Source organism: uncultured Methylobacterium sp. (genome assembly GCF_964242245.1).
Lineage (GTDB): Bacteria > Pseudomonadota > Alphaproteobacteria > Rhizobiales > Beijerinckiaceae > Methylobacterium.
The window spans coordinates 1-20,017 of sequence record NZ_CAXTBY010000038.1; the positions used below are offsets into that span (position 1 = coordinate 1).

General features: G+C 70.4%; 12 protein-coding genes. 7 read left to right on the forward strand and 5 right to left on the reverse strand.

Translation table 11 applies throughout. The features are described from left to right. Window positions 1-97: 97 nt before the first annotated feature. The 4 genes from ACFE8Y_RS10640 to ACFE8Y_RS10655 all read right to left on the reverse strand — a co-directional run bounded on the left by ACFE8Y_RS10640 (window position 98) and on the right by ACFE8Y_RS10655 (window position 2,226). Complete coding sequence (locus ACFE8Y_RS10640; RefSeq protein WP_375464357.1) at window positions 98-865, reverse strand: hypothetical protein; 768 nt, start codon at window positions 863-865, stop codon at window positions 98-100. Between the two features lie 73 nt (window positions 866-938). Then, on the reverse strand, window positions 939-1,316 hold the full coding sequence (locus tag ACFE8Y_RS10645; protein ID WP_375464358.1) for a DUF3618 domain-containing protein: 378 nt from the start codon (window positions 1,314-1,316) through the stop codon (window positions 939-941). After that, entirely contained in the window at window positions 1,313-1,726 is a 414-nt protein-coding gene (locus ACFE8Y_RS10650) for a phage holin family protein (RefSeq protein WP_375464359.1), read from the reverse strand. Before ACFE8Y_RS10650 ends, ACFE8Y_RS10645 begins: the two co-directional genes overlap by 4 nt. A gap of 8 nt (window positions 1,727-1,734) precedes the next feature. Continuing rightward, a complete protein-coding gene (locus tag ACFE8Y_RS10655; protein ID WP_375464360.1) occupies window positions 1,735-2,226 on the reverse strand; it encodes a hypothetical protein in 492 nt (163 codons plus the stop codon). Window positions 2,227-2,597: 371 nt separating this feature from the next. On the opposite strand from ACFE8Y_RS10655, the gene ACFE8Y_RS10660 reads away from it, so the two are divergent. From ACFE8Y_RS10660 to ACFE8Y_RS10675, 4 genes are read left to right on the forward strand one after another with little or no spacing between them, the layout of a single operon-like run. Further along, window positions 2,598-4,022: a trehalose-6-phosphate synthase gene (locus ACFE8Y_RS10660; protein ID WP_375464361.1), complete on the forward strand. Its 1,425-nt coding sequence runs from the start codon at window positions 2,598-2,600 to the stop codon at window positions 4,020-4,022. Between the two features lie 28 nt (window positions 4,023-4,050). Continuing rightward, on the forward strand, window positions 4,051-6,183 hold the full coding sequence (gene glgX / locus ACFE8Y_RS10665; protein WP_375464362.1) for a glycogen debranching protein GlgX: 2,133 nt from the start codon (window positions 4,051-4,053) through the stop codon (window positions 6,181-6,183). A gap of 35 nt (window positions 6,184-6,218) precedes the next feature. Continuing rightward, window positions 6,219-7,307 carry a glycosyltransferase family 2 protein gene (locus ACFE8Y_RS10670; protein ID WP_375464363.1) on the forward strand — a complete coding sequence of 363 codons (1,089 nt, stop codon included), beginning with the start codon at window positions 6,219-6,221 and terminating at the stop codon, window positions 7,305-7,307. Further along, the gene (locus tag ACFE8Y_RS10675; protein ID WP_375464364.1) at window positions 7,229-7,966 is read left to right on the forward strand and encodes a class I SAM-dependent methyltransferase; all 738 of its coding nucleotides are present in this window, start codon (window positions 7,229-7,231) and stop codon (window positions 7,964-7,966) included. Before ACFE8Y_RS10670 ends, ACFE8Y_RS10675 begins: the two co-directional genes overlap by 79 nt. Here ACFE8Y_RS10675 and ACFE8Y_RS10680 read toward each other — a convergent pair. Continuing rightward, window positions 7,950-9,566: a hypothetical protein gene (locus ACFE8Y_RS10680; RefSeq protein ID WP_375464365.1), complete on the reverse strand. Its 1,617-nt coding sequence runs from the start codon at window positions 9,564-9,566 to the stop codon at window positions 7,950-7,952. The genes ACFE8Y_RS10675 and ACFE8Y_RS10680 overlap by 17 nt on opposite strands. Window positions 9,567-9,672: 106 nt before the next feature. Between ACFE8Y_RS10680 and treZ the strand changes: the two genes are divergently transcribed. From treZ to ACFE8Y_RS10695, 3 genes are all read left to right on the forward strand, one after another. Beyond that, window positions 9,673-11,478, forward strand: coding sequence for a malto-oligosyltrehalose trehalohydrolase (treZ, locus tag ACFE8Y_RS10685; protein WP_375464366.1), 1,806 nt, complete (start codon window positions 9,673-9,675; stop codon window positions 11,476-11,478). Next, window positions 11,475-16,367 carry a malto-oligosyltrehalose synthase gene (locus ACFE8Y_RS10690; protein WP_375464367.1) on the forward strand — a complete coding sequence of 1,631 codons (4,893 nt, stop codon included), beginning with the start codon at window positions 11,475-11,477 and terminating at the stop codon, window positions 16,365-16,367. The genes treZ and ACFE8Y_RS10690 overlap by 4 nt, the downstream gene beginning before the upstream one ends. A 128-nt stretch (window positions 16,368-16,495) precedes the next feature. Beyond that, a complete protein-coding gene (locus ACFE8Y_RS10695; RefSeq protein WP_375464368.1) occupies window positions 16,496-19,879 on the forward strand; it encodes a maltotransferase domain-containing protein in 3,384 nt (1,127 codons plus the stop codon). The last annotated feature ends 138 nt before the right edge of the window (window positions 19,880-20,017 follow it).

A 20,017-nucleotide genomic window follows, 5' to 3' on the forward strand; every position in this document is an offset into this window, starting at 1 on the left:
AGGGCGGGTACCCTGTGGATGCCGCTCCGGGAGGCTGAGGATTACGCGACCGGTCTCAGGAGCGTGAGCGGTGCAGGCTCCATCCCCGTAGCCGCGGCTAGTTTGAAGCGGCCTTCTGAGCGGCAGCCTGGATGTTGTCGGGATCGAGCGCAGTCTCGACGAACTCACGGCCGCGGCTCGTGAACTCGCGGGCGTAGCGCAGCCCCTGGTCGCGCACCTCGTCGGCGTAGGGGCCGATGCTGCGATCCTCCTGACGCGTGCGCGGCAGGAGCGCGCCGAGCAGGAGGCCCGCCGCCACGCCGACGACGCCGACGAGCAGGGGATTCTCGGAGACGAACTGCTCGACCGCGGTGCGGCTCCGGTTGAACCCGTCGCTGCTGCGCACCACCGCGTCGTCGATCCGCCGCATGTGCTCCTGGTGCACGCCGGAAACCCAGGTCTTCGCCCCGTCCAAGGCTTCCGATGTGCGGGCCCGTCCGGCATCGGCTGCGCCGCTGAGCCGGTCCCGCACGTCGTCGGCGAGCGCGGAGGCGCGCTCCTGGGCCGATCCGGCGAGGTCGGCCACGCGATCGGCAGCACGCCCGGCTGCGGCCTGTGCGCTTTCGGACAAGCCGGCAAAATCCGGCTTACCGCCGGCCGACGGTGCAGGAGCCGCACGGTCGGGACGGCCGATCGGATCGTGAGCGCCGAGGGGATCGGGCTTCAGGCTGAAGTCGGAGGCCTTGTCCAGCGGGTCGAGGTCGACGAGGCCTGAGTGGCCTACGCCGCCGGTCCCGACATCCCCTGCGGCCTTGCCGGCCGGCATGCCGGCAGCCGCCGCAATTTCTTCGGGCAACGTCTTCCCGGTCTTGCTCGTGTCGCTCATCGCGTGATCCTCTGGACTCGAACTGGGCTGCGGTCGACCCCGGCGCCCGCGCGGAGTGCGACGGGCGAACGGGTCAGACCTGGGTCTCTTCCGCCAGCAACCGCTTGGGCTGACGGGTGGGACGGTCGGGATCGTAGGCGCGCGCCACGCCGTCGTTCAGCACCGGCACGCGCTCGGCCGCGACCTGGGTCCGGCGCCGCTGCGCGTCCTGCGACACGCGATGCAGCAGCCAGCCGACGCCTGCCGCGATCAGCATCACGGGAACGGGGTTGCGCCGGACCGCTTCGAGGGCGCCGTCGTAGGTCCCGCTCAGCGGCGTGCGCCGGGCGCTGCCGAGCATCTCGTCGACCAAGCTGGAGACCGAGAGCCGGCCTTGAATACGGTCGATCGTCTCGTCGAGGCGAGCGCGGCTCGCCTCGATGTCGCGCTCCATCTCGTTCATCGAAGTCATCCGGACACTCTCTCGGAAAGGGCGCGGGCGTCCTGGCGGACCTGCCGGCCGGTGCGGGTAGGCGTGAGCGTCGCGAACGAGAGGGCGCTCCGCCCCCACAGGGCCATGCCGATCGCCACCACGAGGAGCACGCCGCCCACGATCAGCGCCGACAGCCACTCCGACCCGACGATGGTGGCCAGCCACTTCACGAAGGCGCCGATCAGGATCAGCAGGGCGACCACGGAGAACACGGCGGACGCCATCAGGCAGACGATGCCGATGATGAGCGACCGGACGTTGCGCGCCATCTCGGCGCGGAACAGGGCGATCTCCTTGCGCGCGAGATCGTTCGTCTCGCGCAGGGCATCGCCGATCAGGCTCTGGATGCTGCCGGCGGCGGGCGGAGGGGTCTGGGGTCCGTTCGACATCGGGCGGCTCAGGCGCGGAAGCTGTCGCGGGCGTCACCCTCGATGGGCAGGCTCGACGACTTGATGAAGCGGGCGGCGATGAAGCCGGCCACGAAGGTGCCGACCGCGACGGCCACCGGCGCGCGGCGGGCGAAGGCCTCGGCCTCGCCGTAGAAGTCGCTGAAGCTGCGCGCCTCGATCGACCCGCCGAGCTGGGTCAGGCCGTCGGCCGCGCTGTCGAAGAACGCCTTGATGTTCGGCCGGTCCTCGAACTCCTTGCTGGAGTCCCGCAGCGTCTTGGCGAGGTCGTGGACCGACTGGGCCGCGTCGCCCTTCCGGCTCTCGACGAAGCTCTGCGCCTGGACGCGGGCCGCGTCCAGGAGACCGCGGCCGCGCTCGGTCGCTACGTCGGCGAGGCCGTCGACGTCCTTCTTGAGCCCGCGCCAATCGGCCTTCTCGTCGGCCAACGTCGCGCCTGCGTCCGGAGGCATGGTCGGATGGGGGATGTCGGACGCGGCCATCGTCGGGATTCCTTCGCGCGCAGGGCGATGCATGGGGGGTTGTGTCGGCTGGGTAACATCGCGGGCGGTCGCCGGTTCCGCCGAGGTTCCGGCGACCTGCGGCGGTGCTCAAGCTCAGCCGCCGTTCAGGCGCGGCGCGGTACCCCTTCCTCCGGTCACGGGGCGGGTCGCACGCGGGATCGCGGGGCCGGGCTTAGGCACAAGCCTGCGGATCTTCGGCGTGGCCCGTGAAAAGGATGTCTTGACCGACAGCCGTCATTCGCGCTTGGCTGACCGCAACGGATCGCGCCCGGCTTCCGCGCGTTCTTGCACAAGAAACGTCGACATAAGCGTGCAGGTGCCTGTGCGCCGAGGATCCGGAGCCCACCTGCGTGGCACGCCTTGTGATCGTATCGAACCGCGTGGCGGTTCCGGAAGAGGACGGCAAGGCGGTTGCCGCCGGCGGCCTCGCCGTCGCCGTCAAGGAAGCGTTCACCGCCTACGAGGGCCTCTGGTTCGGCTGGAGCGGCACCATCGCCGACGAGCCCTCGGAGGAGCCGACCCTGATCGAGCGGGACCGCATCCGGTACGCGGTCGTCGACCTCTCGCCGCAGGATCACAAGGAATACTACGCCGGCTTCGCCAACCGCGCCCTGTGGCCGATCATGCACTACCGCCTCGGGCTCGGGGCGTTCTCGCGGTCGGATTACTCGGGCTACAGCCGCGTCAACCGCATCTTCGCCCGCGCGCTCGCCAAGCTCGTCGAGCCCGACGACATCATCTGGGTGCACGACTACCACCTGCTGCCGCTGGCGGCGGAATTGAGGGGCCTGGGGCTGGCGAACCCGATCGGCTACTTCCACCACATCCCGTGGCCGGCCGCCGACGTGTTCAACACGCTTCCCGCGAGCAACGACCTGCTGCGCGCCATCGCCGACTACGACCTGATCGGCCTCCAGACCGACCCGGACGTGCAGAACCTGACGCGCAACCTGATCGACACCCTCCGTGCGATCCCCCTGGGCGGCGGCTCGCTGATGGTCGACGGGCGCCGCACCCGCATCCGCAGCTTCCCGATCGGCATCGACGTCGCCGGCTTCAAGGAGGCGGCCGAGAAGGCCGGCTCCAACAAGGTCGTGCGGGAGACGATGGCGGGCCTGCGCACCCGCAAGCTGCTGATCGGCGTCGACCGGCTCGACTATTCCAAGGGCGTGCCGGAGCGGATGGAGGCGGTCGAGCGCTTCTTCGCCTCGAACCCGGACCAGCGCGGCAACGTCACCTACATCCAGATCACGCCGAAATCCCGCAGCGAGGTGCCGGAGTACGAGCAGCTCTCGCGGGACGTGAACGAGACGGTGGGCGAGATCAACGGCTCGCTCGGCGACCCGGCCTGGACCCCGATCCAGTACGTCACCAAGGCCTATCCGAGGCCCGTGCTGGCCGGCCTCTACCGCGCCGCCCGCGTCGGCCTCGTCACGCCGATGCGAGACGGCATGAACCTCGTGGCCAAGGAGTACGTCGTCGCCCAGAGCGAGGACGATCCGGGCGTGCTGGTCCTGTCGAAGTTCGCCGGCGCGGCACGGCAATTGCCGGAGGCGCTCCTGGTCAACCCCTACGACCGCTTCGAGGTGGCCGAGGCGATCCGCACCGCGCTCTACATGCCGCGCGGCGAACGCCTCGAGCGGTGGAAGCCCATGGTCGAACGCATGACCCGCGAGGACGTGGATTGGTGGGCGCGCAACTTCCTCTCCGAACTCGAGAACTTCCGCACGATCGAGCGGGAGCCGCCGACCGCCGCCGCCGCCGCCGCGGAGTAATCGGCGCGGCGCGCGAAACCGCCCTGGCATGATCGCCGTCGACGATGGCGTCCCGGCGCCGCTGGGCGCGCACTTCGACGGGCGCGGCGTCAACTTCGCGCTGTTCTCCGAGCACGCCACCGCCGTCGACCTCTGCCTGTTCGAGGCCGGCGAGCGGCACGAGAGCCGCACGATCCGGCTGCCCTGCCGCAGCGACGACATCTGGCACGGCTACCTCCGCGGCGTCCTGCCGGGCCAGCTCTACGGCTATCGGGTGCACGGGTCGTGGGACCCGGGCCGCGGCCACCGCTTCAACCCCTCGAAGCTCGTCCTCGACCCCTACGCCCGCGAGATCCGCGGCCGCATCCGCTGGCACGATGCCCTCTACGGCCACCGCCGCAGCCTCCAGCGGGAGGACCAGATCGATCGCCGCGACAGCGCGGTCTACATGCCCAAGGCCGTGGTCACCGCGCCGGAGGTGCCGGACCTCGCGCTCAAGCCGATCCGGCGGCCGCTCACCGAGACGGTGATCTACGAGGCGCACGTCAAGGCGCTGACGATGACCCATCCGGACGTGCCGGAACCTGAGCGCGGCACCTACGCGGCGCTCGCCCACCCGGCCATCGTCGAGCACCTGTGGAAGCTCGGCGTCACCGCGCTCGAACTGCTGCCGATCCAGGCGTTCGCCGACGACCGCTTCCTCGTCGAGAAGGGGCTCGTGAACTTCTGGGGCTACTCGCCGCTGAACTACTTCGCCCCCGATCCGCGCTACCTCGGCGAGGGCGGGATCGGCGGCCTCAAGGCCGCGATCCGCGAACTGAACGCCGCCGGCATCGAGACGTGGCTCGACGTGGTCTACAACCACACGGCGGAGGCCGGCCACGCCGGCCCGACGCTCTCGTTCCGCGGCATCGACAACGCCAGCTACTACAAGCTCGATCCGGACAACCCGCGCCGCGACATCGACTGCACCGGCTGCGGCAACACGCTGGACGTCGCGCATCCGCGGGTGATGCAGCTCGTGCTCGATTCGCTGCGCCACTGGGTCGGCGCCTACGGCATCGCCGGCTTCCGCTTCGATCTCGCGTCGAGCCTCGGGCGCTCGCCGATGGCGTTCTCGCCGCAGGCCGCCTTCTTCCAGGCGGTGGCCCAGGACCCGGTGCTGGCGCAGGTGAAGCTGATCGCCGAACCCTGGGACCTCGGCGCGGAGGGCTACCGCCTCGGCGGCTACCCGCGTGGCTGGAGCGAGTGGAACGACCAGTTCCGCGATGCCGCCCGCGGCTTCTGGCGGGGCGATCCGGGCCAGCTCGCCAAGCTGACGCAAGGATTGACCGGCTCGCGCGAGGTGTTCGCGCCGTCCGGCCGCTCGCCGCTGGCCAGCATCAACTTCGCCGCGACCCACGACGGCTACACGCTGGCCGACGTGGTCGCCTACGAGGAGAAGCACAACGCGGCGAACGGCGAGGACAACCGCGACGGCCACGGCCACAACGTCTCGTGCAATTACGGCGTCGAGGGACCGACCGACGATCCCGCGATCCTGGGCGTCCGCGCGCGCCAGAAGCGCAACCTGCTGGCCACCGTCATGCTGGCCCAGGGCGTGCCGATGCTGCTGATGGGCGACGAGCGCTCGCGCAGCCAGGGGGGCAACAACAACGCCTACTGCCAGGACAACCCGACGAGCTGGATGGACTGGAGCGCGGACCCCGACCCGGCGCTCGGGCAGTTCGTCGCGAACCTGACGCGCCTGCGCCGCGAGCGCCCGGCGCTGCGCCGCCGCCGCTTCTTCGACGGCACCCGCGTCGATCCGGACAGGCCGCTGCGCGACGTGCACTGGCTCTCCCCCTGCGGCGCCGAGATGGATTCCGACGCCTGGGGCGACCATGGGCGCCGCACCTTCGGCATGCAGATCGGCAACGACATGTCGGAGGACCATCGCTTGCTTCTGCTCCTCAATGCCGCGGCGGACCCGTGCCTGTTTCGGCTCTGCGCTGATATCGGCGGGCCCTGGCGAGCTATCTTCGACACCGCGCATCCGGTCGGAGCTGTCTCACACGGCGATCCTCCAATACGCGGAGGTGCGGCGATCCACTTGGCGGAGCGTTCGATCCTGGTGCTTGCCCGGACTGGCGCGGCGGTAGCCGAAGGCGATGTTAGCAAGACGTTAGTAGTTCTCTCCTAATTCTCGCCACCGGCATTCGGCCGAGCGAGCCGGTGATGACTGCGTCAAGACCCATTCTCATCTCGCTCGTCGTGCCGGTCTTGAACGAGGAGGCCGGCATTGCGCCGTTCCTGGCGCGCGCGGCACCGGCCCTTGACGCGGCGTGCCGCGTTCTCGGGCCGGGGACGGGCTACGAGATCGTCTTCGTGGACGACGGCAGTACCGATGCGACGCCGATAGTCCTGTCCGCCGCTCGGATGGAGCGCCCCGGCATCGAGATCGTCAGCCTGTCCCGCAATTTTGGGAAGGATGCCGCGCTCGCCGCAGGGCTGCGTCATGCCCGTGGCAGTGCCGTCATCCCAATCGACGTGGACCTCCAGGATCCGCCTGAGGTGATCCCGGAGATGGTCGCGCTCTGGATGGCAGGTGGCTTGGTTGTCAACGGCATCCGCTGCGACCGCGATGCCGACACCCACCTGAAGCGCCTCAGTGCGCGAATGTTCTACAGCGTCTACAATCGCATCGCGGACCGGAGAATTCCAGCAGATGCCGGTGATTTCCGCCTGCTGGACCGGCAGGTGGTGGACATCCTGAACGCGCTGCCCGAGCGTTCGCGCTTCATGAAGGGCTTGTTCTCCTGGGTCGGGTTCCGTCAGGCGGAGGTCCGCTTCGCGCGGGAGCCGCGGACGACCGGCACGTCGAAGTGGCGATACTGGCGCCTCTGGAACTTCGCCCTCGACGGTTTGACCGGATCGACCACGGTGCCGTTGCGGATCTGGACTTACGTCGGCATCACGGTGGCGGGACTCGCGCTCCTCTACGGTCTGTTCATCATCGGCCTGACCTTGGTCACCGGGAATGGGGTCCCGGGCTATCCCTCGATCATGGTGACGGTCCTGTTCCTCGGCGGCCTGAACCTGCTGTCCCTCGGGATTATGGGCGAATACGTCGGCCGGATCGCGGGCGAGGTTCGCGGCCGCCCGCTCTACCTCGTTCGCAGCGTGAACGGCGAGGGCGCTTCGCCGATCGAGAAGGGATCCGTATGGACCAGATCGCCTATGCAAGAATGGCCGAGAGCGAGCAGCGACACTGGTGGTTCACCGGTCGACGCGCCATCCTCAGCGCGCTTCTCCGCCGCGAGCTAGGCCGTTCATCGATACGGGCGGGAACCTCCAGCCCTGCCGGGCCGGTCCGCATCCTGGAGGCCGGTTGTGGATCGGGCGGGAACCTCGGCATGCTGTCCGCCTTCGGCGAGATCGACGCGGTCGAGTTCGATGCCGGCGCCCGCGCCATGGCGGCGCAGCGTTCCGGCCTGACGATCCTGCCCTGCGTCCTGCCCTACGATCTGCCGGTTCCGGACCGCGCCTACGACCTGATCGCCCTCCTCGATGTGCTCGAGCACGTCGAGGAGGACCGCGCGTGCCTCGCTGCCCTCGGGGGGAAGCTCAAGCCGCAGGGGCGCATCCTGGTGACGGTGCCGGCGCTGCCGTGGCTCTGGTCGCACCACGACACCCTGCACCATCACAAGCGGCGCTACACGCGCAGGACCCTGGCCGGGGCGATCGCCGGCGCCGGCTTGCGGGTGGATCGCATCGGCTACTTCAACAGCCTGCTGTTTCCGCTCGCGCTCGTACGCCGTCTCTCCGCGATCGCCAGCGGTCGACCAGCGGAGGACGATCGTGTTCCGGCTCGCCCGATCAACGCGGTCCTTCGGTCGATCTTCACGGCCGAGCGCTACGTGATCGGACGCGTCCGCATGGCAATCGGCCTGTCCCTCTTCGCGCTCGTCACCCTGCCGGAGTGATGTCCGGGCGGGCTCGGACGCAGAGGAGGGCGCCGAACGGGGCCGTACCGTGATCGCGGCAGGTCCAGGCAGGATCGCGCGCGATGCGTGGAGCATGCGCGATCGCCGCGGTCTTGGGCAGGCTGAGGTCGTAGACCCACAGGATCGCGGCCGCGGGATCGGACCCGGCCGCCGCCAGCAGGGCCGGCTCGGGGTCGTCGCGCCAAGCGTTGGCGACCGCGACGACATCGACCGGGCGGCCTATCCGCGCGAGGAAGAAGCCGCCGACCGCGCGCATCTGCCCGGGGTCCTGCACCGGCGAACTCGGATGGTCCCACAGGAAGACGAGACGCGTCGCGTCGGCGGCGGCCAACGCCTCCGAAGCCCTCTCGAAGTTGAACGAGGTGCCGCGCAAGTCCGCCAAACGGACGAGCGGTAGGCCGAACAGCACGAGGACGAGCACCGGCGCATAGGCGCTGACGCGGTCCGCCGCGTTGGCCGCGAGCGCAACGCCGAGCAGCAGCCCCGGAACGAACGGCACGAGGTAGCGTGGAACGAAGCTCGGCCTCATCATGCCGAGGGCGATCATCCCGAGCGCACCGATCAGCGACGCGGCGAAGACGGCGCGCATCGTGGACGCATTGGGAGATGCGGAAGACCGATTCGATCCCGTCGTCTCCTGTTCAGGGGACCGACTTGAGAGGGCGACCGTGATGGCGATCACGAGAAGAACGACGATACCGGCGCTGTTGAGGACGTAGTCCCAGATAGACGGTAGATCGGCTATGCGCACGGGCTCGTACCAAGCGACGTCGGGCTGCGCGAACGCGGCGAGCCGGGGACCGTGGTAGGCAGTCCAGGCGACGGCCGGCAGGAACGGAAGCGCCGCCGGTAACATCGTCGACGCCTGCCGACGATGGAAAATCGTGAACAATGCGCCCTGAGCCACCACCAGCACCAGCGCGAAGTAGTGGGTGAGGATCGTCGCCGCCGCGAAACCTGCCCAGATGCAGGCTCGGTGTCGGGTCGGCGTCGCAAGAAGCCCCGCGAAGGCGAGAGTCGTCGCCGTAGATGCGAGGAGGAGGAGCGCGTAGCAGCGGGCTTCCCCGCCATAGAGCAGACCGGGCATCCAGAGACTGACGAAACCGCTCCACAGCATGGCGACGCGACGATCGATCCCGGCACCGCCACGGAAGATCAGGAGGCACGCGACCGTCCCGAAGATCGCGCTCGGAAGGCGCAGGGCCGTGTTCGAGATGCCCGCGACGGACGACCACAAGAACATCACGACATAGTAGAGGGGTGCGTTCACGTCGGCCCGTAGCTGCCTCAGGAGGCTGGCCAGATCCACCTGCGCGGCGATGGCGCCGGTGAAGGTTTCGTCGATCCAGAGCGGTCGGCCGTGTCCGATCCCGAATCGGATCGCAGTGCCGAACAACAGGGCCAGCATCCCGGCGAGCAGGAGCGGATCCGCACGACCGAAGCCAAGCGTGGATACCGTCCGGGCCGATCCGCTTATCCTAGCCATGTCGATCATCTCCAAGCGCGGCCACGATGCGCCGAAGTGCTTCCCGATCCGTGAAACCGAAGGCAGTTCGGAGTTGGGATGCGCAAAACGCATCCGCGCAGCCGCACGGGGAACAAGAGCGCGGCGTCTGGCCTTCTGTGTCAGGCGTGGCCGTTCGCGGCCGGACGTCTCCCGCTCCCACGACGAGGAAGGTGGCCCGATGCGGCGCACCCACACGATGGCCTTCGGCAGCGAGATCGCGGACGGAGCCGTGCGCTTCGCCCTCTGGGCGCCGACCGCGAAGGATGTCACCCTGGTGGTCGACGGCACCGAGCACGCGATGCCCGAGGCCGGGGAGGGCTGGCGGCGGGTGACGGTGCCCGGCATGGCGGCCGGGGCTCGCTACGGCTTCCGCATCGACGGCGACCTCGTGGTGCCGGACCCCGCCTCGCGCTTCCAGCCGGACGACGTGGCTGGTCTCTCCGAGGTGATCGATCCTGAAGCCTTCGCCTGGAGCGACGGCGCGTGGACGGGCCGCCCGTTCGAGGAGGCAGTGATTTACGAGACGCACATCGGCACGGCGACGCCCGAGGGCACCTATGCCGGGCTTGCGGCGCGCCTACCCGACCTGAAGGCGCTCGGCGTCACCGCCATTGAGCTGCTGCCGCTCGCCGACTTCAAGGGCACCCGCAACTGGGGCTACGACGGCGTCCTGCCGTTCGCGCCGGATGCCGCCTACGGCCGGCCGGACGACCTCAAGCGCCTGATCGATGCGGCGCACGCGCTCGGGCTGATGGTCTACCTCGACGCGGTCTACAACCACTTCGGCCCGGCCGGGAACTACCTGCACGCCTACGCCAAGACCTTCTTCACCGAGCGCCACCAGACGCCCTGGGGCGCGGGCATCAACTTCGACGGGAAGGAGAGCGGCCACACGGTGCGGCAGTTCTTCATCCAGAACACGCTGTATTGGCTGGAGGAGTACCATTTCGACGGCCTGCGCTTCGACGCGGTGCACGCGATCCTTGACGATTCCCCGAAGCACTTCCTGGCCGAGCTCGGCGAAACCGTACGGGAGACGTTCCCAAACCGAAAAATCCACCTGATGCTGGAGAACGAGGCCAACCAAGCCCGCTGGCTGGAGCGCGACGCTGCGGCCAAGCCGCGGATGCACGACGCGCAGTGGGCGGACGACCTGCACCATTGCTGGCACGTCCTGCTGACCGGCGAGACGTCCGGCTACTACGAGAGTTTCTCGGACAGGCCGGTCGAGCATCTCGCACGCTGCCTGTCGGAGGGCTTCGCGTACCAGGGCGAGCCCTTCAAGACCTTGGGCGGCCATCCCCGCGGCGAACCCTCGGCGCACCTGCCGCCCTCGGCCTTCGTCACCTTCCTCCAGAACCACGATCAGGTCGGCAACCGGGCGCTGGGCGAGCGCCTGAGCCAGCTTGCCGATCCGAGGAAGCTCGATCTGGCGCGAGCCGGGCTGCTGCTCAGCCCCCAGATCCCGATGCTTTGGATGGGCGAAGAGTGGTCGGCCTCCACCCCGTTCCTGTTCTTCGTCGATTTTGCCCCCGACGCAGACTTGAACAAGGCCGTGCGCGAGGGCCGCCGCAGGGAGTTCAAGAGCTTCGCGGCGTTCGCCGACGACACCTCGGTGATCCCCGATCCGACCGAGGCCGGAACGTTCCAAGCCTCGAAGCTGGATTGGTCGGAGCGGGAGCGCGCACCGCACCGCGAGGTGCTGGCCGAGACCACGCACCTGCTGGCGCTGCGCCGCGACGTGGTCGTGCCCCTCGCCAAGTCCGGCTATCGCGGCGCTGAGGCGCGGCTGCCGCGGGCGGACGTGGTCGATTGCACGTGGCGCTTCGCGGGCGGCATGCTGCGCTTCGTCGCCAACGTGGGCGGCGCGGATTTCGCCGTCGCGACGCCGGACGGGCGCGTCGTCTGGACGAACGCGCCCGATCTCGGCGGCGGCGTCCTGCCCGCCTGGACGGGCGTCTTCCTGACGGAAGCAGTCCGATGAGCGCCGCCCTGGAACGCCTTGCCGACCTCGTCGGCGTCGCCGGCGGCTACACCGACGCCTTCGGCGCGACGGTCGAGACTCCGCTGGAGACCCGGCGCGGGCTGCTGGCGGCCCTCGGCTTCGCCGTCGAGGGCGATGCCGAGGTCGCCGGGAGCCTCGCGGCGGTCGAGGCCCTGCGCCGTGGCTTGATCCCGCCGCTGCTTCCGGTCGAGGCCCGGCGGAGTGCCCGCGTGCCGGTGCGCGGCGCGGGCAACCTCGCATGGCGCCTCGTCGACGGGCGGGGAGGCACGCGCGAGGGCCGCGCCACGCTCTCGGGCGACGCGCCCGCATTCGAGCTGCCCCCCCTGACGCCGGGCTACCACCACCTCGCAGCGACGCTGGGCGACGCGCGGGCCGAGGCCTGGGTCATAGCCGCGCCGCAGCGCTGCTGGCGTCCGCGCGCCTACGTCGATGAGGGCGCGAGCGATTGGGGCCTCGCCGCGCAGCTCTACGGGTTGCGCTCGGAGACCAACCTCGGCATCGGCACCTACGCCGATGCCGGTCGCGCCGCCCGCGACGCGGGCCTGCGCGGCGCCTCGTTCCTGGGCCTCAGCCCGGTCCACGCCCTCTTCGGCGCGGACCGCTCGAAGATCTCGCCCTACTCGCCCTCGTCGCGGCTGTTCCTCGACACCCTGTTCCTCGAACCATCGAGCCTGCCGGGCTTTGCCGGTTCGAAGGCCGAGGCGCTGCTCGCGGCGATGGCGTCCCGCATCGCGGCGCTGCGCGACGCCGCCCTGGTCGACCATCAGGGCGTGTGGGACGTGCTCTCCCCCGCGCTTCAGGCGCTGTGGGACGAGTCGGAGGCCCGCGCAGGCCGCGATCCCGCGTTCCGCGCCTTCCGGGAGCAGGGCGGCGAAGCCTTGCGCTCGCACGCCACCTTCGAGGCGCTGTCGGCGCACTTCAAGGCGCTGGGCGCGCAGTGGCTCGGCGACTGGCCGGAAGAGTTCCGGCGCGCCGGGACGGACGCCGTCGAAGGCTTCGCGGAGGAGCACGCCGAGGCCGTCGCCTACCACGCGTGGCTGCAATACCTGGCAGACCGCCAACTCGGCGATGCGGCGTCGGCCGCCCTCGACACCGGCATGCGGCTCGGCCTCTACCGCGACCTCGCCGTCGGCGCCGACCGCGGCGGCTCCGAGATCTGGTCGCATCCCGAGCGCTTCGCCGACGGCGTGTCGATCGGCGCACCGCCCGACCTGCTCGCGCCGAAGGGCCAGGATTGGGGCCTGCCGGCCTTCGATCCGCTGGCGATGGAGCGCGACGGGCTGGCCGCCTTCCGCGCCCTGGTGCGCGCCAACATGCGCCACGCCGGCGCGATCCGCATCGACCACGCCTTTCAGCTCGCGCGCCTGTTCCTGATCCCCCTCGGCCGAAGCGCGCGCGAGGGCGCCTACGTCGCGATGCCGTTCGAGCCGATGCTCGCGGTGCTGCGGCTGGAGAGCCACCGCAACAAGTGCCTCGTCATCGCCGAGGATCTCGGCACGGCGCCGGAGGGGTTTTCCGACGCGCTGATGCAGGCCGGCATCCTCAGCTACCGCATCCTCGCCTTCGAGCGCGAGCACGACGGCCGCTTCAAGGCGCCCGACGCCTACCCGCGCGACGCGCTCACCGCGATCACCACGCACGACCTGCCGACCTTCGTCGGCTGGTGGCGCGGCGTCGACACCGACATGCGGCAATCGCTCGGGCTCTACGATGCGGAGCGTGCCGAGGCCGAGCGCAACGAGCGCGTCGTCGAGCGCCGCCGCCTCAGCGAGGCGCTGGCCGCCGGGCAGCTCCTGCCGGGCGCCGAGCCGCCGGACGCAGCCCCGTTCGAGGCCGCCGCGCGCTACCTCGCGCGCGCGCCGTCGATGCTGACCGCCGTGCAGTACGAGGACGTCGTCTCGGAACTCAGCCAAGCCAACGTGCCGGGCTCGACCGAGGGCTACCCGAACTGGCGGCGCAAGCTCGACCGGGACCTGTCGGTGATCGCCGCCCCCGGCGGACCGCTCGCCAAGCTCGCCGCCGCCCTCTCGGCCGAGGAGCGCGGGCCCCGCTCGGGCGCGGCCCGCCTCGCCACCGCCCCGCCGCGGGCGACCTACCGGCTGCAGTTCCACGCAGGCTTCACCTTCGCGGATGCGGAGCGGATCGTTCCTTATCTCGCCAAGCTCGGGATCAGCCACGTCTACGCCTCGCCGCTTCAGACGGCGCGCCCGGGCTCGACCCACGGCTACGACATCGTCGACCACGGCGCGATCAACCCGGAACTCGGGGGCGAGGCCGGCTTCGTGCGCCTGTCGGACGCCCTGCGCGCGCACGGGCTGAAGCTGCTCCTCGACATCGTCCCGAACCACATGGGCGTCGGCGGCGCCGACAATCCGTGGTGGCTCTCGGTGCTCGAATGGGGCGCGCTGTCGCCCTTCGGGCACGCCTTCGACATCGACTGGGAGCGGCTGGGCGCCAACCGCAACCTCGTGATCCCGTTCCTGGGCGAGCGCTACGGCGAGGCCCTGGAGCAGGGGCACCTGGAGCTGAAGTTCGACCCGGCTGCGGGCGCCTTCAGCGTGTGGCACTACGAGCATCAGTTCCCGATCCGCCCGCTCGACTACCCGACGATCCTCAACCGGGTGCTCGCGGCGCTCGGCGAGATCGAGGAGGAGGCGCAGGCCGAACTCCTCGGCATCTCCGAGCGCCTGCGCATCATGGGCGCCGAGACCGACGCGGGCCGCCGCGTCGGCTTCCCGGAAGAGGCGGAGGGGATCAAGCAGCGGCTCGCCGCCGTCTGCGCCGGCTCGCCCGAGATCCGCACCGCGATCGGACGGAGCCTGAAGCTGCTCAACGGCGTCAAGGGCCGGCCGGACAGCTTCGGGCCGCTGCACCGCCTGCTGGAGAATCAGGCCTATCGCCTCGCGCACTGGCGCGTCGCGTCGAGCGACATCAACTACCGCCGCTTCTTCGACGTGAACTCGCTCGCCGGGCTGCGGGTCGAGTTGAACGACATCTTCCACCGCTCGCACGAGACCGTGTTCCGCCACGTGCGCGCGGGCCGGATCGACGGCCTGCGCATCGACCACATCGACGGGTTGGCCGACCCGCAAGGCTACGCCCGCGCGCTCCAGGCCGCGGTCGGGCCGGGCTTCTACGTCGTCGTCGAGAAGATCCTGGAGCCGGGCGAGAAGCTCAGGCCCTGGCCGGTCGCCGGCACCACCGGCTACGACGTGCTCAACCACCTCGACGGCATCCTCGTCGACCAAAGCAAGCGCGGAAAGATCAAGCGCCTCTACGAGTGGGCGACGGGCTTCACCGAGCCCTACGGCTTCCAGCTCCGCGCCGCCAAGGCCGAGATCCTGGAGATCAGCTTCGCGAGCGAACTGGAGGTGCTGACCACCGACCTCAAGGAGATCGCCGACGCCGACCGCCGCACCCGCGACTTCTCCGTCAACGCGATCCGCCGGGCGCTCATCGAGATCATCGCGCGCTTTCCCACCTACCGCAGCTACCTGCCCGCCGACCTCGACGAGGGCGACGTCGAGGCGGAGGACGTCCGGCTGATCGAGGGGGCCGTCGCCAAGGCCAAGCGCTGGTCCGCGCTGCCGGACCGTTCCGTCCACGACTTCGCCGCCGCCGCCCTGATCGGACGGATCGAGACCTCCGGTCCGGGCCGTCCCGAGCCGTCAGTGGTGCTGCGCTTCCGCCGCCGCTTCCAGCAGCTCACCGGCCCGGTCATGGCCAAGAGCCTGGAGGACACGCTGTTCTATCGCTACGCCATGCTGCTGGGCTTGAACGAGGTCGGCGGCGATCCGGGCGAGTACGGCCTCGACGCCGAGCACTTCCATGCGCTTCAGGCGGCCCGTGGGCGCGACTGGCCGAACGCCATGATCACCACGGCGACGCACGACACCAAGCGCGGCGAGGATGCCCGCACGCGGCTGCTCGCCTTCTCCGAGATGCCGGAGGAGTGGGCCGGCGCCTGGGACCTCTGGCGCGCCGTCGCCGGACCGCACGTGGCCGTCATCGACGACGAGCCGGCGCCGGACACCAACGACCAGTGGATGTTCTTCCAGGCGATCCTCGGCGCGTGGCCGCTCGAGCTGCTCGACGCCGACGAGCCTGCCGCGATCGCGGACTTCCGCAAGCGCCTGACCGCGTACTCCGAGAAGGCGATGCGCGAGGGCAAGCGCCGCTCGAGCTGGGTCAACGTCGACGCGGCCTACGAGGGCGCGGTCGCCAAGCTGTTCGAGGCCCTGATCGCGCCGGGCTCGGAGTTCCTGGAAAAGCTCCGGCCCTTCGCCAAGCGGCTCGCCCATCTCGGCATGGTCGCAGGCCTCGGCCGCACGGTTCTGAAGTGCACGCTGCCCGGCCTGCCCGATGTCTATCAGGGCACGGAGTTCTGGGACTTCTCCTTCGTCGATCCCGACAACCGCCGCCCGGTCGATTACCCGGCGCTGGAGCGTGCGCTCGCCGAGCCGGCTTCGGCGGCCGACCTCCTGCCGCACTGGCCGGACGGCCGGGTGAAGCAGGCGACGCTGGCGGTTCTGCTCGCCGACCGCGCGGAGCGGCCGGCCTTCTACGCCGAGGCCGACTACCGGGCGATTGCCGCCCGGGGTCCGCGGGCGGACAACATCCTCGCGTATCTCCGCTCCAGTGCGGGGCCGGCGGCCGGGGACCTGTTCGTGGCCGTGCCGCGGCTGGTCTCCGGCCTCGCGACGGACGCCGTCTGGTCCGGCGATGCCTTCGCGGGCACGACGGGCGATCTCGGCGAGCCCGCGCTCTGGCGCGACGTGGTCACCGGCGCGACGCACGAGGGCGGCACGGTCGATTTCGGGCGGCTGTTCGCGCGCCTGCCCTACGCGGTCCTGCGACGGATGGCCTGAACGACCGACCGCGCGGCCGACCGGCACGGGCCGGCCGGGCGCGCGTTAGCAATGCAGGACGCGCGAACCGAAGACGCCCAAAACCTAAAGACGCGCGAACTCAGGACGACCGAACCTTCGAGGCCAGCATGAACGCACCGACCACCGCACCGAGGAATCCCGCAGCGGGCGGGGCCGCGCTTGTGGCGCCCCCGGCGGGCCTCGCGCCGCGGATCGAGGGGCCGCGGATCTACAACCTGTTCCCGCTCCTCGTCGGCCGCGTGTCGGACTGGACGGCGGAACTGCCGCGCATCGCCGGCCTCGGCTTCGACTGGGTCTACCTCAACCCGTTCCACGCCACCGGCGGGTCGGGCAGCCTCTACGCCGTCGCCGACCCGGAACGCCTCGACGACCGGTTCCGCGACCCCGACGGCGCCTCCGACGACGAGCAGATCCGGCGCTTCTGCGACGCGGCGCGCGACGCGGGCCTGTCGGTGATGACCGACCTCGTCATCAACCACACCGCCAACGACGGGCGCCTCGCCCGCGACCGGCCCGACCTGTTCGTCCACGAGGCCGACGGCCGCATCGCCAGCCCCGCGGCGGTCGATCCCGACGATCCGACGATCCGCACGGTCTGGGGCGACTTGGCCGAACTCGACTACCATTCCGAGGGCCCGCGACGCGAGCTGACGCGGATCTGGGACGCCTACGTCGCGCACCACCAGGGCCTCGGCGTCGCCGGCTTCCGGTGCGACGCCGCCTACAAGGTGCCGCCGGAGACGTGGCGTGCCCTGATCGGGCAGGCCAAGGCGCGCGATTCCGATTGCCTGTTCGCGGCCGAGACCCTGGGCTGCACCTTCGAGGAGGCGCGGGCGACGGCCGGCGCCGGGTTCGACTACCTGTTCAACTCCTTCGCGTGGTGGGACCTGAGGAAGCCCTGGGCCCTGGAGCAGTACGAGCGCCTGCGCACCATCGCGCCCTCGATCGCGTTCCCCGAGAACCACGACATGCCGCGGCTCGCGGCCGGGATCACGGACGGCCCGGAGGCCGTCGCCGCGCGGCTTCGCAGCCGCTACGCGCTCGCCGCGTTCTACTCGGCCGGCGTGCTGATGCCGATCGGCTACGAGTGGGGCTACCGCCGCGCCGTCCACGTCGTCGATACGACGCCCGCCGACCGCGAGCACGACACCGGCATCGACATCTCCGGCTACGTCGCCGCGATCAACGCGTTGCGGGCCGCGTTGCCGGCGGCCAACGTCGAGGGCGCGCAGGCCCGGATCTCGTCGCCGGACGCCGACTTCGTCGCGCTCGCCCGCTACGACACCGGCCACCCGGCCTCGGCGCGCCACGCGGTGATCCTGCTCTACAACCCGACCGAGCGCCCCGTGCCGGTCGATGCCGGGGCGCTGATCACCCGGACCGGCGGCATGCTCGGTCCCTTCGTCGACCGGACGCCCGAGGCCGAGCCGATCGCCTTCCATCCCGGCAGCGCCATCGACCTCGCGCCGGGCGAGCTGCGCGTCATCAGCGCCGATGCGGCCGCGGTCGCCAAGCAGCCGAGCCGCGGCACGCCGGACGGGACCGGCCGCATCGTCATCGAGGCCGTGAGCCCGGAACTCGACGGCGGGCGCTCGGCCGTCAAGCGCGTCGTCGGCGAGTCCGTGCGGGTCGAGGCCGACATCGTTTCCGACGGGCACGAGATCCTGAACGCCGCGATCCTCTCGCGCGTCGTCGGCGCGTCGGAGTGGCGCCGCGACCCGATGGTGCTCGTCGACAACGACCGCTGGGCCGGGCAATTCCCGCTGGAGCGGAACGCCCGCTACGAGTTCACCATCGAGGGCTGGCGCGACGGGTTCTCGTCCTGGATGCGCGATACCCTGAAGAAGCGCGATGCCGGCGTCGACGTGCGGCTCGAGACGATCGAGGGCGTGACCCTGGCGCAGACCGCCGCCGACCTCGCCGCCGGCCGGGACAAGGACAGGCTCGTGGCGCTCGTGGCGGCGCTGGGCGCCGAGGAGACCGGCTCGGCGGCGCAGCTCGACCGCATCCTGGTGCCCGACGCGGCCGGCCTCGTGCGCCGCAACGCCGAGCGGGTGAATCTCTCGCGCTATCCGGTGACGCTGAACGTCGTCGCCGACCGCTTGGCCGCCCGGTTCTCCGCTTGGTACGAGATCTTCCCGCGCTCGCAATCGCGGGATGTGAACCGCCACGGCACCTTCGACGACGTCATCGCGCGGCTTCCCGAGATCCGCGAACTCGGCTTCGACGTGCTGTACTTCACCCCGATCCACCCGGTCGGGCGCACCAACCGCAAGGGCAAGAACAACACTCTCAAGGCGCTGCCCGGCGACGTCGGCTCGGTCTACGCGGTCGGCACGGAGGAGGGCGGCCACGAGGCGGTGCACCCGGAGCTCGGCACGCTCGCCGACTTCGAGCGGCTGGTGGCGGAGAGCCACGCCCACGGCATGGAGGTGGCCCTCGACTTCGCGATCCAGTGCTCCCCCGATCACCCCTGGATCAAGAACCATCCCGAGTGGTTCGAGTGGCGGCCCGACGGCACGCTGAAGTTTGCCGAGAATCCGCCCAAGAAGTACGAGGACATCTCCAACGTCCACTTCTACGGCGGCGCGCTGCCCTCGCTGTGGATCGAGCTGCGCGACATCCTGCTGGGCTGGGCGCAGCGGGGCGTGCGCATCTTCCGGGTCGACAACCCGCACACCAAGCCGATCCCGTTCTGGGAATGGGTGATCGCCGAGGTGAACGGCCGCTTCCCCGACGTGCTGTTCCTCGCCGAGGCCTTCACCCGGCCGAAGATGATGAAGAAGCTCGCCAAGGCCGGCTACCAGCAGAGCTACACCTACTTCACGTGGCGCAACACCAAGGCGGAGCTGACCGAGTACGCCCTGGAGCTGGCCGGACCGATGGGCGAGTACTACCGCCCGAATTTCTTCGCCAACACGCCGGACATCAACCCCTACTACCTCCAGACCAGCGGGCGGGCGGGCTTCGTCGTCCGCGCGACGCTGGCCGCCACCCTGTCGTCGGTCTACGGCATCTACAACGGCTACGAGCTGTGCGAGGCCGCGCCCTATCCCGGCAAGGAAGAGTACCTGAACTCGGAAAAATACGAGCTGAAGGCCTGGGACGACGACCGCCCCGGCAACATCCGCGGGCACATCGTCAAGCTCAACGCGATCCGCCGGCAGAACCCGGCGCTGTGGGACTTCCGGAACATCGTCTTCACCGGCGCCTTCAACGATCAGATCATCGCCTACGCCAAGACGACGCCGGAGGCGGACAACTGCGTCTTCGTCATGGTCAACCTCGACCCGAAGAACCGCCAGGAATGCACCTACGAGGTGCCGCTCTGGCTGCTCGGCGAGCCCGACGACGGGGCGGTGGCGGTCGAGGACCTGCTCGACGGCTACACGTTCGAGCTGCGCGGCAAGTCGCACCGCATCGCGCTGGACCCGGCCGAGCGATCCTGCGTGATCTGGCGCCTGAGCCGGCCGCGGCGGGTTGCGGGATGAGGCGCCTCGTGTAACCAGACACAGCGCGGCGTCGGCCCTGCCGGTCGCGCTCTCGCCACCATCATGCGGTCGTGAGACACCGTGCACCGATCACGCAACGACCTCGTCGTGCGGGACCGGCTCGACAAGCCCCTGAAT